This is a genomic window from Flavobacterium sp. FlaQc-30 (genome assembly GCF_044005885.1).
Classification (GTDB): Bacteria; Bacteroidota; Bacteroidia; order Flavobacteriales; family Flavobacteriaceae; genus Flavobacterium.
Map to the genome: position 1 here is coordinate 201,251 of NZ_JBIPCO010000008.1, position 17,100 is coordinate 218,350.

The following is a 17,100-nucleotide window of genomic DNA, read 5'->3' on the forward strand; positions in this document are numbered from 1 at the left end:
AAGGAGAAATCTCCGTAAGTAGCTCGACAAAGTTTGGCGATTTGGGAGCGGAGTTACTTGTGGAGATTTCTCCTTCGTCGAAATGACAAAAAGCTCTAAAAAATATTTTTTCAGAGCTTTTTTTATTGGAATTTTAAAAAGTTTAACGGCTATTCAACTTCGCTTTTTCTTTTATAATATCAGCAATCTTGCGATTTTCAATTTTGCTTTCAAGCCATGAAATAATATCTAGATATAAAAAAGCTCTTTTTTCGTAAGTGTTTTTTTCAAGTTCAACAAAACGTGCATGCATTTTTTTGAATTCTTTCTTTATATCCGCTGGATAGAAATTATTCAGGTTTCTTAAGAACTTAATAATTTCCTTTTGAACTTCATGTAAGTCATTCATTTTGATTAGAAATTTATAAGTGTTTTTAAGATGATTTTCTAAGTAATAATCTTTTCCCAGCTCGTAATGTGCAATTAAGGACAATAATCTTGCAAAACACATTAAATCTTCTCGCATCGATAGATTTTTGTTGTTTATGATCTTATCTAAGTAATTGATGCACTCGTTGTATTTTTCATTTCCAAAGTAAATAGAAGCGATTTTGTAGAAGAATAACATTTCGTGATGTTCATCAAGATGCTCACTGTGTAGTTTTATTTTTTCTAAAATTTCAGGAATTAAATATTCGCTTTCGGCAAAAGTACCTTCCAGAATATGTAAATTTAGTTTGTTGTTATATACATATAAAAACGACAGCGATGCAATATTATCGTTTACTGGAAACTTTGGATCTTCAATGGTTTCTTCTAAGAGCGAAAGATATTTTTTAAAATTCGAAGTATATTTTAACATATAAAGCGATTCTAAAAAATAATGATTTCCTTTTAAGAAAAATACAGGATTCAGGTAAATCATATTTGGATTATCGTAGAAAAGTTTAACCCATTTATAAGCAAACTTATAACTTGCTAAGAAGTCCTGAACTAGAAAACTTCGCCAAAGATTGGCGTTGTAGAACCAGTATTTTTCTCGAAAACCAAATTTGCTTTCATCTAATTTGGCAATATGTTTATTAAAGTAATCATCAATATACTTGTATTCTTCGTCACTTTTTACATAACCCGTTTTAAGCATGATTCCGTATAACTGAAGAGAAAGATTTGATAATTTGCTTGAAATTGTATTACGGTAGTTTAATTCTTTAGCCTGTACAACCAATTCGTCTGCGCGACCCTGAATACTTCGTGTGATGTATTGCGATTCAATAAGTTTTTCGAATTCAACAATTTCATACGCCATGTATTTTTCGTCATTCTCTAACGCCTGTTGTTTGGTCTTGTCCAGAATCTTTAAACTTTGTTTGTATAAACCTTTGTTGTAAAGTATAACAGCAAAATCTATTTGTTCACGAAGTTGATAACGAATGTTTTGACTGGGAATATTCAAACGAATACTTACTAAAATCTGTTTATATAAGTATGATTTTAAATTAGACAGCTGTACCTTTTTGATGCTTCCGCTCTTCAAAATAAGTTTTTCATCGTAGGTTTCAGATTTATCCAAAATATTGAATAATTCAATGAATTTAGTATTCGAACTTGTTTCTAATCGACTCGCAAAAATTTTAAACTGTCTTTTTTCAGATTTAGAAAGTGATTTTATAAGAACAAATAAGAAATCTTTTTGATGGTTAGCCATTGTAAAAAATAATATAATAACATATTGATTGTTAGTGTTTTAACTCGTTATAAATTGCGTTATATACAGTATAATTTCATTAAAATGAATTTCGTACTGGAGAAGTACAATATATATTTGTTATCAAGATGTGAAATTACATTAAATAAATGAATATGAATAGAGAGAAAGTTCAAATTTTTGACACCACTTTGCGAGATGGTGAACAAGTTCCAGGATGTAAGTTAGATACTAAGCAAAAATTAGTTATTGCAGAACGATTAGACAAAATGGGAGTTGATATCATCGAAGCAGGTTTTCCTGTGTCAAGTCCGGGCGATTTTTTATCGGTCTCTGAGATTTGTAAAATTGTTGAAAATGCAACCGTCTGCGGACTTACAAGAGCCGTAAAAAACGACATTGATGTTGCTGCAGCTGCTTTAAAGCATGCTAAAAGACCTAGAATCCACACAGGAATCGGAACATCTGAATCTCATATACTCCACAAATTAAATACCACACCAGAAGATATTATCGCAAGAGCAAAATATGCTGTAGCTCATGCAAAAACATATGTAGAAGATGTTGAATTCTACGCAGAAGATGCTGGTAGAACTGATAATGTATTTTTAGCAAAAGTTTGCGAAGAAGTAATTAAATCTGGAGCAACGGTTTTAAATATTCCTGATACAACAGGATACTGTTTACCTGAAGAATATGGAGCAAAAATTAAATATTTAAAAGAAAACGTAAAAGGAATCGAAAACGTAATCCTTTCATGTCACTGTCATAATGATTTAGGAATGGCAACTGCAAACTCAATAGCAGGAGCAATAAATGGAGCAAGACAAATAGAATGTACTATTAATGGTATTGGAGAAAGAGCAGGAAATACTGCACTTGAAGAAGTGGTAATGATTTTCAAACAACATCCTTACTTAAATCTAGATACTAATATCAATACAAGAGAATTAAACGAAATGAGTCGTTTAGTTTCTGAAAGTATGGGAATGATTGTGCAGCCAAATAAAGCGATTGTAGGAGCAAATGCTTTTGCACACAGTTCAGGAATTCATCAAGATGGAGTTATTAAAAACAGAGCGACTTATGAAATCATGGATCCGCTTGATGTTGGTGTAAACGAATCGTCTATTATTTTAACAGCTAGAAGCGGAAGAGCTGCTTTGGCTTATCGTGCTAAAAAAGTAGGTTATGAGCTTACAAAAGTACAATTGGATATTGTTTACATTGAATTTTTGAAGTTTGCTGATATTAAAAAAGAAGTTTTGGATGCAGACATTCACCAGATTATCGAAGCTTCTAAAATTGAAGGTGATTTAATTAGAAGCTAATTAAAAGAGAATAAAAGAAAGAGAAAAAAAATAAAGATTTAAATACATAAAGAACGAGGCATTATGAATTTGAAAATAGCAGTTTTACCAGGAGACGGAATTGGACCAGAAGTAATTTTACAGGCCAAAAAAGCATTATATGCAATTGGCGAGGTGTACAATCATGAATTTGTTTTTGAAGAAGCACTTATGGGTGCTGTTGCAATTGATAAAACAGGAAACCCGCTCCCGGAACAAACGCTGAATCTTTGTTTAAATACAGATGCAGTTTTGCTTGGTGCTATTGGTGATCCAAAATATGATAATAATCCAAAAGCAAAAGTTCGACCAGAGCAAGGATTGTTAAAACTGCGAAAAGAATTAGGTTTGTTTGCAAATATTCGTCCAATTAAACCTTATAAAGCCTTAATTGAATCTTCTCCTTTAAAAAGAGAAATTATTGAAGGAGCTGATTTTACCATTTTTAGAGAATTAACTGGAGGTGCTTATTTTGGAGCTAAAACATTAAATGAAGAAGGAACACATGCTTCAGATTTATGTGAATATTCCGAAGAAGAAATTACCAGAATTGCGCATTTAGCTTTTAAATCGGCACAAAAAAGACGCAAAAAGCTAACATTGGTAGATAAAGCTAACGTTTTAGAAACTTCAAGATTATGGAGAAAAGTTGTTCAGAAAGTGAGCGAAAATTATTCAGATGTAGCATTGGATTTCTTATTTGTTGATAATGCGGCAATGCAGTTGATTTTGAATCCAAAACAGTTTGATGTGATTTTGACAGAGAACTTGTTTGGAGATATTTTATCTGATGAAGCCAGTGTAATTACAGGATCTATTGGTTTATTGCCATCAGTGTCTTTAGGAGAAAAAAATGCTTTGTTTGAACCAATTCATGGTTCTTATCCGCAAGCAAAAGGAAAGAATATTGCCAATCCAATTGCTTCGATATTAGCAGCAGCGCTTTTGTTAGAACATTTTGGATTAACTAAAGAAGCTAATGTGATTTATAAAGCTGTTGAAAAAGCAATCGAATTTAAAGTAGTTACAGTTGATTTAAAACCAGATTCAAAATTCGGTACGAATGAAGTAGGGGAGTTTGTTTCCAATTTTATTTTCAGCAAAGACGATTTACTTTATTTCAATAATGACAATGTAAGTATTGGACAATCGACAATTGTTTAGTGATTTTTGTTAAAAATGTAGAATAAATAACAAGAAGTGGTTTAAATGTTGAGATTTTATTTTTTTAGTTCTTAAAGTTTTTATACTTTTGTCACACTAAAAATAGAAAAGAATGCAAAACTCAATTATTATAACTTCTGTCATTGTTGTCAATGTGGTGATCACATCTGCAAAGGGAATGTTATAAATATAATTGAAAGACTATATTATAAACCTTCCAAATACTGGAAGGTTTTTTTTTGAATAAAAATTAAAATAAAATAATACATAATGGAATTAAATAAGTACAGCAAGACCATCACTCAAGATCAAACACAACCTGCGGCTCAAGCAATGTTGTACGGTATTGGTTTAACTGAAGAAGATTTGAAGAAAGCACAAGTAGGTATTGTAAGTATGGGTTACGATGGTAACACTTGTAATATGCACTTGAACGATTTAGCAAAAGATGTTAAAAAAGGTGTTTGGGATGCAAATCTGGTCGGACTTATTTTTAATACCATTGGTGTAAGTGATGGAATTTCGAACGGTACTGAAGGAATGCGTTATTCGTTAGTATCTCGTGATGTAATTGCAGATTCTATTGAAACAGTTGCAGGAGCACAATGGTACGATAGTATTATTGCAATTCCTGGCTGTGATAAAAATATGCCTGGAGCTTTAATTGCAATGGGAAGATTAAATCGTCCGTCAATGATGATTTATGGAGGTTCTATTCACTCTGGAAAATGGAAAGGTGAATCTTTAAATATTGTTTCTGCTTTTGAAGCTTTAGGAAAAAAAGTAAAAGGCGAAATTACTCCTGAAGATTTTAAAGGTGTTATTCAAAATGCTTGCCCGGGAGCTGGTGCTTGCGGCGGAATGTATACTGCAAATACAATGTCTTCGGCGATTGAAGCATTAGGAATGAGTTTGCCATACAGCTCTTCAAATCCTGCTTTAAGTCAGGAAAAAAGAGACGAATGTCTTGCGGCAGGAGAAGCTATTAAAATTTTATTAGAAAAAGATATTAAGCCAAGAGACATTATGACTCGTAAAGCTTTTGAAAATGCTATTACAATTGTAGCAGTTTTAGGAGGTTCTACAAATGCTGTAATGCACTTAATTGCAATGGCGCACTCTGTTGGAATAACAATTACTTTGGATGATTTTCAAGCAATTAATGACAGAACACCAGTTCTTGCTGATATGAAACCAAGTGGAAAATATATGATGGAAGATATTCATGAAGTTGGAGGTATTCCCGGAGTAATGAAATATCTATTGAAAGTTGGATTGATTCATGGAGATTGTTTAACTGTAACAGGAAAAACAGTTGCTGAGAACTTAGCTTCAACACCAGATTTACAAGACGGACAAGAAGTAATACATGAAATACAAAAAGCATTAAAACCAACAGGAAATATTCAGGTTTTATACGGAAATCTTGCTTCTGAAGGTGCTGTAGCAAAAATCAGCGGGAAAGAAGGAGAATATTTCGAAGGTCCAGCTGTAGTATTTGAAGGTGAATTTGAAGTGATTCCAGGTCTTCAGGCCGGAAAAATTAAACCAGGAAATGTAGTCGTCATTAGAGGTTGTGGACCAAAAGGTGGTCCGGGAATGCCTGAAATGCTGAAGCCTACATCTGCAATTATTGGAGCCGGATTAGGCAGCAACTGTGCACTAATCACAGACGGTAGATTCTCCGGAGGTTCGCACGGTTTCGTGGTAGGACACGTTACACCAGAAGCATATGATGGTGGTGGTATTGCACTGGTAAAGGATGGTGATATAATTGCCATTGATGCGGTGAAAAATACAATCGACCTGAAGATATCTGACGAAGAATTTGCGGCAAGAAAAGCGGCATGGGTTCAGCCAGCTTTAAAAGTTGACAGAGGAGTTTTACTTAAGTACGCTAAGTCGGTTTCGAGTGCATCAACAGGATGTGTTACCGATAATTAATTTTAAAACAATAATATCAAGAATCAGCTGAATCATTGAAAAGTTGAAGTTGATTCTTGAAAAACAATATACTATGAAAATATCAGGGGCAGAAGCCGTTATAAGATGTTTGTTAGAAGAAGGAGTAGACTTGGTTTATGGTTATCCAGGTGGAGCAATTATGCCAGTTTACGACGAATTATATAAATTTCAAGATCAGTTGCATCACGTATTAGTTCGTCATGAACAAGGTGCAACGCATGCCGCTCAAGGTTATGCTAGAGCTACTGGAAAAGTGGGTGTTGCAATTGCTACTTCAGGACCGGGTGCTACAAATTTAGTAACTGGAATTGCAGATGCACAAATCGATTCAACACCAATGGTTTGTATTACAGGACAAGTTGGAAGACATTTATTGGGTTCTGATGCTTTTCAGGAAACTGATATTATTGGAATTTCAACTCCAGTTACAAAATGGAATTTTCAGATAACTGAAGCTTCACAGATTCCAGAAATAATTGCAAAGGCTTTTTACATTGCTCGTTCTGGTCGTCCAGGACCAGTTTTAATTGATATAACTAAAAATGCTCAATTTGATCTTTTTGATTATAGCTATGAAAAATGCAAAGGAATTAGAAGTTATGTTCCAGTTCCCAAATTAAAATTAGATAAAGTAGCTGAAGCAGCGGCTTTGATTAATAGTGCAAAAAAACCTTTTATCGTTTTTGGACAGGGAATTATTTTAGGTAAAGCTGAAGCTGAATTTAAAGCATTGGTTGAAAAATCAGGAATTCCAGCAGCTTGGACTATTTTAGGACTTTCGGCTCTGCCGACAGATCATCCGCTAAATGTTGGAATGCTTGGAATGCACGGAAATTATGCTCCAAATTTATTGACAAATGAATGTGATGTTTTAATTGCATTCGGAATGCGTTTTGATGATCGTGTTACTGGAGATTTAAAAACATATGCTAAGCAGGCAAAAGTAATTCACTTTGAAATTGATCCAGCTGAGATTGATAAAAATGTGAAAACAGAAATTGCTGTTTTAGGAGACGTAAAAGAGTCTTTAGCAGCATTACTTCCTTTAATTGATGCTAAATCACATGATTTATGGCACAACGAATTTAAAGAATTACATAAAATTGAGGTTGAAACGGTTATAAACGAAGAATTAAACCCAACAAATGGTAAAGGAATTTCGATGGGTGAAACTCTTGAAATGATTAATAAGCACTCAAAAGGTGATGCTATTATAGTTTCAGATGTTGGTCAGCATCAAATGTTTGCGTGTCGTTATGCAAAATTTAATTCATCAAAAAGTAATATTACTTCTGGCGGATTAGGAACAATGGGATTTGCTCTTCCGGCGGCTATTGGTGCTAAAATGGGAAAGCCTGAACGTGAGGTTGTTGCTATTATTGGTGATGGCGGATTCCAAATGACGATTCAGGAATTAGGAACTATTTTCCAGACGCAGGTACCTGTAAAAATTGTGGTTTTAAATAACGAATTTTTAGGAATGGTACGTCAATGGCAAGAATTGTTTTTCGACAATAGATATGCTTCAACAAAAATGATTAATCCAAATTTTGTTGCTATTGCTGAAGGGTATCATATTAAATCTAAAAAAGTAACACAGAGAGAAGATTTGGATGCAGCTGTAGCAGAAATGATGGCTTCAAAAGATTCTTATTTCTTAGAAGTTATGGTGGAAAAAGAGAATAATGTATTCCCAATGATTCCAACAGGAGCTTGTGTTTCAGAAATTAGATTAAGTTAAGAAAAGTTTCAATCCCGATAGCTATCGGGAAAAATAAACTAAAAAAAACATGGAAGATAAAACATTTACCATATCGGTATATTCAGAGAATAACGTAGGATTGTTGAATAGGATATCGGGAATATTCTTAAAGCGACACATTAATATATTAAGCTTAAACGTTTCAGAATCAGAAATAGAAAATGTTTCAAGATTTATCATTGTAGTAAATACAACTGAAAAATGGGTTCAGAATATTGTTGGGCAAATCGAAAAACAAATTGAAGTTATAAAAGCTTTCTATCATACAGATGAAGAAACTATTTATTTAGAGAATGCTTTATTTAAAATACAATCAAGTTTGTTGTTTGATGAAAAGCAAATTCAGAATATCATTAAAGACAGTCAATCGACAATTGTAACAGTTTCTAGAGATTTCTTTGTGATTTCTAAATCTGGAAGACGTTCTGAAATAGAAGAATTGTATGCAAAATTCAAACCTTACGGAATTATGCAGTTTGTACGTTCTGGAAGAATTTCGGTTTCTAAAGAAAAAATGGAAATTTCATCTTTATTAGAAACTTTTAAATAGTAGCAATTAAATCGTGATTTTGCAATCACAAACATTTATAGATTAATCAATTATTAAATTTCATTTCATTAAATATTTTAAAACAAAATGGCAAATTATTTCAATACATTACCGCTTAGATTACAATTAGAACAATTAGGAGTTTGCGAATTTATGGAGCAATCAGAATTTGCAGACGGAATTTCGGCATTAGCAGGAAAAAAAGTTGTTATTGTAGGTTGTGGTGCACAAGGTTTGAATCAGGGTTTAAACATGAGAGATTCTGGTTTAGACATTTCTTATGCATTGCGTGCAGATGCAATTGCAGAAAAGAGAGCTTCATACAAAAATGCAACTGAAAACGGTTTTAAGGTAGGTACTTATGAAGAATTAATTCCAACTGCTGATTTAGTTTGTAATCTTACACCAGATAAGCAGCACACGGCTGTAGTAACGGCTATTATGCCATTAATGAAACAAGGATCGACTTTGGCATATTCTCACGGTTTTAATATTGTTGAAGAAGGAATGCAGATTCGTAAAGATATTACTGTAATTATGTGTGCTCCTAAATGCCCAGGTTCTGAGGTGCGTGAGGAATATAAAAGAGGTTTTGGTGTACCAACGCTTATTGCGGTTCACCCAGAGAATGATCCAAACGGATTTGGTTTAGATCAAGCAAAAGCTTATGCTGTAGCAACTGGAGGACATAAAGCAGGAGTTTTAAAATCATCATTTGTAGCTGAAGTAAAATCAGATTTAATGGGTGAGCAAACAATTCTTTGTGGATTATTGCAAACTGGATCTATTTTATGTTTTGATAAAATGGTTGAAAAAGGAATCGATAAAGCTTATGCTTCAAAATTAATTCAGTATGGATGGGAAACTATCACTGAAGCTTTGAAACATGGTGGTATTACAAATATGATGGATCGTCTTTCTAATCCTGCAAAAATTGAAGCTTACGAATTAGCAGAAGAATTGAAAGATATCATGCGTCCGTTATTCCAAAAACATCAGGATGATATCATTTCTGGAGAATTCTCTAGTACAATGATGGCTGACTGGGCTAACGATGATGTTAACTTATTGAAATGGAGAGCTGCTACAGGGGAAACTAACTTCGAAAAAACAGCTCCACAAGAAGCTCCAATCTCAGAACAAGAATATTTTGATAATGGAGTATTAATGATTGCAATGGTTAAAGCTGGTGTTGAATTAGCTTTCGAAACAATGACTGAAGCTGGGATTATCGAAGAATCAGCTTATTATGAGTCATTACACGAATTGCCGTTAATTGCAAACACTATTGCAAGAAAGAAATTGTTCGAAATGAACCGTGTAATTTCTGATACTGCTGAATACGGATGTTATTTATTTGATCATGCATGTAAGCCATTATTGACTGAATTCATGAAAAAAGTAGAAACTAATATTATTGGTAAATCATTCTCGACTACAAACGGAGTAGATAATGCAGTTTTAATTGCTGTAAATAAAGAAATCCGTCAACATCCTATCGAAGAAGTAGGAGCGTGGTTAAGAGAGTCTATGACTGCAATGAAAAAAATTGGATAATAAATTTGGGAATTTCCATACATACGAATGTTGTGGAGTTTGCACTGTATCAATGTTTTAAATTAATATTTTGAATTAGTAAGCACTTATTAAAAAAAAATAGATATAGATGCATGATGCATTCACTTAACTTCAATGATTTTAGAAAGTTAAGTGAAGCAGATCCCTTAAAAAGGGTATGTTTTTTTAGGAAAATGTACTTGTTGAAATTTCTTTTTTAATTAATAAGGATGCTGCTATTTTCAAAATAGAAAAAAGCATTGTAATGCAGAATTACAGAATTAATTGTTATTGAAATTTGTTAATGTAAAAAGGTATGATAGTTTAGTTTGTCATACCTTTTTTCAATTTACATTTTATTTCAAAAATGTATTTTTTTAGAATAACTTCAAAAAAAACGAGTATTTTTTTTAATATGTGTTTTTTTTTGATAAAATTTATAAATTAAATAATTTTAAGAATAGACTGAGATTTAATACTTTTATAAAAAAATTCCACAAACATATGAGTTATTATAAAATTGAAAATTTAGAACAATATTTTAAACATTACAATAAGTCAATAAGGGAGCCAAGAAAATTTTGGGGGAAAATTGCAGAAGAAAATTTTACTTGGTACCAACAATGGGAAAAAGTAGTTGATTTTAATATGGCTGATGCTGAAGTAAAATGGTTTACTGAAGCAAAAGTTAATATTACTAAAAATTGTATTGATAGACACTTAAGTAAAAGAGGAGAAAAAACGGCAATCATTTTTGAACCGAATGATCCGTCTGAAAGTGCTTTACATATAACTTATAATGAATTATACGAGCGAGTTTCGAAAATGGCGAATGTTTTGCGTGAGCAAGGAGTTCGTAAAGGAGACCGTGTTTGTATTTATTTACCAATGATTCCTGAGCTTGCTGTTTCAGTTTTGGCTTGTGCAAGAATTGGTGCTATTCACTCTGTAATTTTTGCTGGATTCTCTGCTTCGGCAGTTTCTGCAAGAATTAATGACTGCGAGTGTAAAATGGTTATTACATCTGACGGGGGTTATAGAGGAAATAAAACTATCGATTTAAAAGGTATTGTTGATGAGGCATTAGACAGCTGCCCATCAGTTTCTAAAGTTTTGGTTGTAAAAAGAACTAAAACTGAAGTTTCAATGAAAGAAGGTCGTGACGAATGGTTACAGCCTTTATTAGATGCTGCTTTAGATAATAGTGTAGCCGAAATTATGGATGCAGAAGATCCGTTGTTTATTTTATATACTTCTGGATCAACTGGAAAACCAAAAGGAATGGTTCATACCACGGCTGGATATATGGTTTACACAGCATATACATTCAAGAATGTTTTCAGCTATGAGGAAAATGATATTTTCTGGTGTACTGCAGATATAGGTTGGATTACTGGTCACTCTTATATATTGTACGGACCATTATTAAATGGAGGAACTACTGTAATTTTTGAAGGAGTTCCATCTTATCCTGATTTCAGCCGTTTTTGGGATATTATCGAGAAACACAAAATCACACAATTTTATACAGCACCAACTGCAATACGTTCGTTAGCAAAAGAAAGTTTAGATTATATTCAAAAATATCCTCTAAAATCACTTAAAGTTATCGGATCTGTTGGAGAACCAATTAACGAGGAAGCTTGGCACTGGTTTAATGACCACGTAGGAGATAAAAGATGTCCAGTTGTTGATACTTGGTGGCAGACAGAAACTGGAGGAATTATGATTTCGCCAATTGCATTTGTTACGCCAACAAAACCAACATATGCAACTTTACCATTACCAGGGATTCAGCCAGTTTTAATGGATGAAAAACGCAATGAAATCGAAGGAAACCAAGTAGTTGGAAGTTTATGTATTAAGTTTCCTTGGCCGGGAATTGCCAGAACTATTTGGGGAGATCACCAACGTTATAAAGACACTTATTTTTCTGCTTTCCCTGGGAAATATTTTACAGGAGACGGCGCTTTAAGAGACGAAGTTGGATATTATAGAATTACAGGTAGAGTAGATGATGTTGTAATTGTTTCTGGGCATAATTTAGGAACTGCTCCTATTGAAGATGCGATCAATGAGCATCCTGCGGTAGCAGAATCTGCAATTGTTGGATTCCCTCATGATATTAAAGGAAATGCTTTGTATGGTTTCGTTATTCTTAAAGAAACAGGAGAAGTTAGAGATAGATCAAACTTGAGTAAAGAGATCAACCAATATATTTCTGATCACATTGGACCAATTGCGAAATTAGATAAAATTCAATTCGTTTCTGGTTTGCCAAAAACACGATCTGGAAAAATTATGCGTAGAATTTTACGTAAAATAGCTGAGGGTGATTTCTCTAATTTTGGAGATACTTCAACTTTATTAAATCCTGAAATTGTAGAAATTATTACAAAAGAAAGAGTTTAATTTAATTAACAGCTAATAAAAAAATAAGCCGTCTCAGATTTGAGACGGCTTATTTTTTTATTGAATTTTATAAATTAAGAATTGCTAAATTGAAGATTACTAAGGTTTTTGTAAATTCCGTTTTCTAAGTTTATCAATTCCTGATGTGTACCTTCTTCAGTAATTATACCATTGTCTAATACCAAAATTTTATCTGCATTTCTGATTGTCGAAAGTCGGTGAGCGATGATGATACTTGTTCTTCCTTCCATTAAAACCTCTAAAGCTTCTTGAACTAGTTTTTCGCTTTCACTATCTAATGATGAAGTTGCTTCGTCTAAGATTAAAATACTTGGGTTTTTAAGTAATGCTCGTGCAATTGCTATTCGCTGACGTTGTCCTCCCGATAATTTAACGCCGCGTTCTCCAACTAAAGTCTCAAATTTCTCTGGGAAACCATCAATAAAATTGAATGCGTTTGCTTGTTTTGCAGCCGCTACAATTTCGTCCTCAGATGCATTAGGTTTGCCATACGCAATGTTTTCCTTTATAGTTCCTCCAAATAATATAACATCCTGAGGTACGATACTCATATTGCCGCGAAGGTTTTCTAAATCGTAGTCATAAATATTTTTCCCGTCAACTGTAATTTCTCCTGAAGTGATATCGTAAAAACGAAGAAGTAAAGAGGAGATTGTTGATTTTCCTGCACCGCTTGGACCTACAATTGCAATTTTTTGCCCAAAAGCAGCAGAAAAATTGACATCTTTAAGAACTTGAACTTCCTTACGGGAAGGATAACTGAATGCTACATTTTTAAAAATAACATTTCCTTTTATTTTTTCTAAAGTTGATGCATTTGGTTTTGCATTAATTTCTTCTGGTTTTTCTTCTAGTAATTCAAAAACACGCTCGGTTGCTCCAACTGCTTTTTGAATTTGTGCATACATTTCGGCAATTCCTCCAAAAGAAGCACCAATAAAAGTAGTATAAAGTACAAAAGAAATTAAATCTCCAACTCCTTCAACTTCTCCTTTAATAGTTAATGTAATACCGTACCAAACTACGGCAACTACGCATCCAAAAAGACATAAAATAATAAACGAAGCGAAGTAACCTCTATATTGACCTCCTTTAATAGCAATTTTTACGATTTCTTTGATCTTATTTTTGTAACGCTGAATTTCATACCATTCGTTGGCAAAAGCTTTTACGTTGCTGATTCCTTGTAATGTTTCCTCAACGATTACTTGGCTTTCGGCTACTTTATCCTGAGTTTTCTTTCCGTACTTACGAATAAACCTTCCAAATACAACTGCTGCTACCGCAACAATTGGTACAATTGCAAGCATCATAAGAGTTAATTTCGGGCTAATGCTTCCTAATATTACAAAACCTCCAATAATCAATATCAGCTGACGTAAAAATTCAGCAATTGTTGTGGTGAAAGTATCTTGCAATTGCGATATATCAGCACTTATTCGGCTGTTTAGTTCTCCAACACGTTTTTGTGAATAGAATGACATTGGCAGCTTAACTAGATTTTCATATAAGGCAAAACGAATGTTAGATAATGAGTTTTCAGTAAAGTTTACGAAAAGTGAAATCCTGAAGAAAGAGAATATTGCCTGTAATGTTAAAATAACCATTAATCCTACAGCAATTTCATTGGCTCTGCTTAGGTCTTTATTAGTTACACAATCTACGAGCATTCCCATTAATTTAGGAAAGGCAAGGGCAGTAGCGCTGGTTAGTAGTAGAAAAATTAAGCCTAGAAAAAATTTCCATTTATGGTTTTTACCGTATTTAAAAATTCTGAGTGCTTTTTGAAGAGAATTAGAGTCTAATTTAGCTTTAGGTAAATCGTTTTCTTGAAATCTTGCCATTTGTATATACAATTAAAGTAATGCAAATGTATGATTCTAGCAAGCGAATACAAAGTGTTATTATAAATTAGACATTCAGATTTTGTTTTTTAACTAAATAGTAAGAAAACGGTGCTTTTTATGTTTTGTTTAAAAAGCTGAAAAATAGAGCGGTAAATATAAAAGCGAAAAAATATTTAATTTTTTTTAAAAATATGCTTGCAAATACGAAATCTAGCTGTATATTTGCACTCGCAATCACGAAATGATAGCAGCCTAGTAAAATAGGGCGATTAGCTCAGCTGGTTCAGAGCACCTCGTTTACACCGAGGGGGTCGGGGGTTCGAACCCCTCATCGCCCACCGAGAAACTCCTTAAGAAATTAAGGAGTTTTTTTTATATAAAAAATAAAAAAAGTATTTTGGAAAAACAGATTTAGAAAAATCAAAAAGACTCTTCAAGAATCAAATAAATAAAAGGCACAAGTATAATTTCTTGTGCCTTTTGTGTTTATTCTATTGTAGGTTTATTTGCTTTTTCTTAAAGAAATTATAGATTGCAGTGCAACCGAAATCATAACAAAAAATAATCCGATATAAAATGAAGTATTTACTTCTTTGCTTTCATCGAAAAACATAAATGCTAATATAATGGCATAAATAGGTTCAAGATTAAAACTTAGATTAACTGTAAAGGCAGGGATTTTTTTCAATACTTCGGCAAAGGAAACATATAACCCAACTGTACAGAAAAGTGATAATAGGATCAGGTAAAAAGTATCTTTGAAATCAGGAATAAGGTTTTCCGCAGGAAAAAAATAAAGGTAAGCAGGAAGCAAAATTCCTAAACCAATTGTTCCGCCTATCATTTGATAGTAGTTGATAATTTTACTGTCGTAAACTTTTACGAGTCTTTCGTTGTAAATAGTGTAAAGCGCTGCAAAAGCCGATGAAATTACGCCTAGGATTATAGCCAGCTGATAGGAACTGTCAAAATGAAAAATCAGACTGATACCTAATAAAGTCAGCATGCTTAACAATAGTTCAGAAAATTTAAACCTAGATCTATCTATTAAAGGTTTGAAAACCGCAGTAAAAAAACTGGTCAAACAATAGCATATAACACCAATAGAGATATTAGAATATTTAATACTTGCATAAAAGAAAACCCAATGTATGGTAATTAGCAAACCTATTTTAGCAATATCAAACTTTTCTTTTGATGTAGTTTGGTCTAGTACTTTAAAAAACTTTAGTATTAAAAATAAAATGACAGCAGAAAAAAAGACTCTGTACCAAGTTAATAAACCTTCATTAAGAGAAATGAGTTTCCCAAAAACACCGGTAAAGCCGGCAAGTATTACAGCGAAGTGTAATAATAAATATGATTTTTTCATAAAAAATTATCTACCGATCCCTTTCGAGACAAGATTTTTAAATTAAAATTTAATTGAGAATTTTAAGCACAATAAAACAGCGAATAAAATATTCGTGCAGCGCTTTTAAAATTTCTAAGAAATATTAAAATCTTGGTGGTGGAAGACAACTCTTTCTGTTCATATTCTTTATTTATCAATCGCAAAACTAGCAAAAAAACTGATTAAGTCAATACTTAAAAATAATATTCCATTTATGAAAAACGTACATACTGTTTTGATATTTTTATGTAGTATTGTAAAAAACTTATTCGACCGTTTTTAGCGGGTATATTTAAGTTAGCAGCAAACAATTCTAAAAAGAAAGCACATTTCCTGATTAATGAATGTTGACAATCAAATATTATTTTTTCTAAGCGCTTTAGGTGTTTTTAATAGTGTTGTTTTGAGTTTTTATTTTTTATTCTTCAAACATAATAAAGCTAAATCGGATTTATTTCTTGGACTTTTATTATTGTCTTTAAGCATAAGAATAGGGAAATCGGTATTTTATAATTTTAATCCGCAATTGTCAAAAACGTATTTGCAGATAGGTTTGTCAGCTTGTTTTTTAATTGGTCCTTTATTATATTTTTATGTTCGATCAATATTGCAAAATCTTAATTACTCTTTTGCAAAGTATACCATCATTTTAATAGTTACAGCTATAATTGTTTTTGGTTTTCTTTTTCCATACAAGGAGAATCCTGTTTTATGGAGAGGAGTAGTGTATTACGTTATAAATATTCAATGGCTTATTTTTATTGTATTATCCATTTATGAATCTAGACAGATTTTTAAGAAGTTACTAATTAATCGCTGTCAAGTAAGCTATTATGAAACTTGGATATTGTCAATTATTTGCGGTGTTTTTGCAATTTGGCTTTCGTATTTTTTAGCGAGATATACTTCATATATTTCAGGGGCTTTGACTTTTTCTTTCAGTTTTTATATTTCCTTTCTTCTTATTTATTATGCAAAAAACAAAGCATTAATCTCGACGATTAATAAGGAAAAGTACGCAAACAAAATAGATGAAAAGTTAGTTGAAGAAATTCAGGAAAAAATAAATATACTTTTTGAATCAAGAAAAATCTATACTAATCCAGAACTTACATTATCAATTTTAGCAAAAGAATTAAATATTCGTCCGCAATTGCTGTCACAGTTTATCAATGACAATTTGAATAAAAGTTTTACTCAATTTATCAATGAATATCGAATTGATGAAGCAAAACGGCTTTTAAAAGATAGTACTCAGTTAAAAATTGAAGCTGTGGGTTTTGAATCTGGATTTAATTCCAGCAGTACATTTTATAGTTCATTTAAAAAAATCACTGGCACAACGCCTTCAAATTACCAAAAAGAATAATTTTTAACTCCTAAAATATATATT

At 32.4% G+C, this 17,100-nt stretch carries 11 protein-coding genes and 1 tRNA gene; 9 read left to right on the plus strand and 3 right to left on the minus strand.

Annotation, left to right across the window (positions count from 1 at the left end; genetic code table 11):
- Positions 1-142 precede the first annotated feature (142 nt).
- Positions 143-1,687 (minus strand): hypothetical protein, encoded by a 1,545-nt coding sequence (locus tag ACHRV0_RS17825; RefSeq protein WP_395441848.1) that lies wholly within the window; start codon positions 1,685-1,687, stop codon positions 143-145.
- Positions 1,688-1,842: 155 nt separating this feature from the next.
- On the opposite strand from ACHRV0_RS17825, the gene ACHRV0_RS17830 reads away from it, so the two are divergent.
- The 7 genes from ACHRV0_RS17830 to acs all read left to right on the plus strand — a co-directional run bounded on the left by ACHRV0_RS17830 (position 1,843) and on the right by acs (position 12,446).
- The gene (locus tag ACHRV0_RS17830) at positions 1,843-3,018 is read left to right on the plus strand and encodes a 2-isopropylmalate synthase (protein WP_395441849.1); all 1,176 of its coding nucleotides are present in this window, start codon (positions 1,843-1,845) and stop codon (positions 3,016-3,018) included.
- A gap of 63 nt (positions 3,019-3,081) precedes the next feature.
- On the plus strand, positions 3,082-4,200 hold the full coding sequence (gene leuB / locus ACHRV0_RS17835) for a 3-isopropylmalate dehydrogenase (protein WP_395441850.1): 1,119 nt from the start codon (positions 3,082-3,084) through the stop codon (positions 4,198-4,200).
- Positions 4,201-4,470: 270 nt separating this feature from the next.
- Entirely contained in the window at positions 4,471-6,144 is a 1,674-nt protein-coding gene (gene ilvD, locus ACHRV0_RS17840) for a dihydroxy-acid dehydratase (RefSeq protein WP_395441851.1), read from the plus strand.
- 73 nt (positions 6,145-6,217) lie between these two features.
- Positions 6,218-7,906 carry a biosynthetic-type acetolactate synthase large subunit gene (gene ilvB, locus ACHRV0_RS17845; protein ID WP_129024900.1) on the plus strand — a complete coding sequence of 563 codons (1,689 nt, stop codon included), beginning with the start codon at positions 6,218-6,220 and terminating at the stop codon, positions 7,904-7,906.
- Positions 7,907-7,955: 49 nt separating this feature from the next.
- Entirely contained in the window at positions 7,956-8,477 is a 522-nt protein-coding gene (gene ilvN, locus ACHRV0_RS17850) for an acetolactate synthase small subunit (RefSeq protein WP_089056006.1), read from the plus strand.
- A gap of 87 nt (positions 8,478-8,564) precedes the next feature.
- The gene (gene ilvC / locus ACHRV0_RS17855) at positions 8,565-10,034 is read left to right on the plus strand and encodes a ketol-acid reductoisomerase (RefSeq protein ID WP_129024899.1); all 1,470 of its coding nucleotides are present in this window, start codon (positions 8,565-8,567) and stop codon (positions 10,032-10,034) included.
- 504 nt (positions 10,035-10,538) lie between these two features.
- Positions 10,539-12,446 carry an acetate--CoA ligase gene (acs, locus tag ACHRV0_RS17860; protein ID WP_129024898.1) on the plus strand — a complete coding sequence of 636 codons (1,908 nt, stop codon included), beginning with the start codon at positions 10,539-10,541 and terminating at the stop codon, positions 12,444-12,446.
- 74 nt (positions 12,447-12,520) lie between these two features.
- Here acs and ACHRV0_RS17865 read toward each other — a convergent pair whose 3' ends face one another.
- Positions 12,521-14,311: an ABC transporter ATP-binding protein gene (locus tag ACHRV0_RS17865; RefSeq protein ID WP_395441853.1), complete on the minus strand. Its 1,791-nt coding sequence runs from the start codon at positions 14,309-14,311 to the stop codon at positions 12,521-12,523.
- Between the two features lie 266 nt (positions 14,312-14,577).
- Here ACHRV0_RS17865 and ACHRV0_RS17870 point away from each other — a divergent pair.
- Positions 14,578-14,652, plus strand: a tRNA-Val gene (locus tag ACHRV0_RS17870).
- A gap of 164 nt (positions 14,653-14,816) precedes the next feature.
- Here ACHRV0_RS17870 and ACHRV0_RS17875 read toward each other — a convergent pair.
- Entirely contained in the window at positions 14,817-15,686 is an 870-nt protein-coding gene (locus tag ACHRV0_RS17875) for a DMT family transporter (RefSeq protein ID WP_395441854.1), read from the minus strand.
- Between the two features lie 424 nt (positions 15,687-16,110).
- Here ACHRV0_RS17875 and ACHRV0_RS17880 point away from each other — a divergent pair, with 424 nt between their 5' ends.
- Positions 16,111-17,076: a helix-turn-helix domain-containing protein gene (locus ACHRV0_RS17880; protein ID WP_395441855.1), complete on the plus strand. Its 966-nt coding sequence runs from the start codon at positions 16,111-16,113 to the stop codon at positions 17,074-17,076.
- Positions 17,077-17,100: the final 24 nt, after the last annotated feature.

Coding starts and splice junctions, on each gene's coding strand:
- ACHRV0_RS17825 (WP_395441848.1), bottom strand. CDS start 1,687: ATGGCTAACCATCAAAAAGATTTCTTATTTGTTCTTATAAAATCACTT.
- ACHRV0_RS17830 (WP_395441849.1), top strand. CDS start 1,843: ATGAATAGAGAGAAAGTTCAAATTTTTGACACCACTTTGCGAGATGGT.
- leuB (WP_395441850.1), top strand. CDS start 3,082: ATGAATTTGAAAATAGCAGTTTTACCAGGAGACGGAATTGGACCAGAA.
- ilvD (WP_395441851.1), top strand. CDS start 4,471: ATGGAATTAAATAAGTACAGCAAGACCATCACTCAAGATCAAACACAA.
- ilvB (WP_129024900.1), top strand. CDS start 6,218: ATGAAAATATCAGGGGCAGAAGCCGTTATAAGATGTTTGTTAGAAGAA.
- ilvN (WP_089056006.1), top strand. CDS start 7,956: ATGGAAGATAAAACATTTACCATATCGGTATATTCAGAGAATAACGTA.
- ilvC (WP_129024899.1), top strand. CDS start 8,565: ATGGCAAATTATTTCAATACATTACCGCTTAGATTACAATTAGAACAA.
- acs (WP_129024898.1), top strand. CDS start 10,539: ATGAGTTATTATAAAATTGAAAATTTAGAACAATATTTTAAACATTAC.
- ACHRV0_RS17865 (WP_395441853.1), bottom strand. CDS start 14,311: ATGGCAAGATTTCAAGAAAACGATTTACCTAAAGCTAAATTAGACTCT.
- ACHRV0_RS17875 (WP_395441854.1), bottom strand. CDS start 15,686: ATGAAAAAATCATATTTATTATTACACTTCGCTGTAATACTTGCCGGC.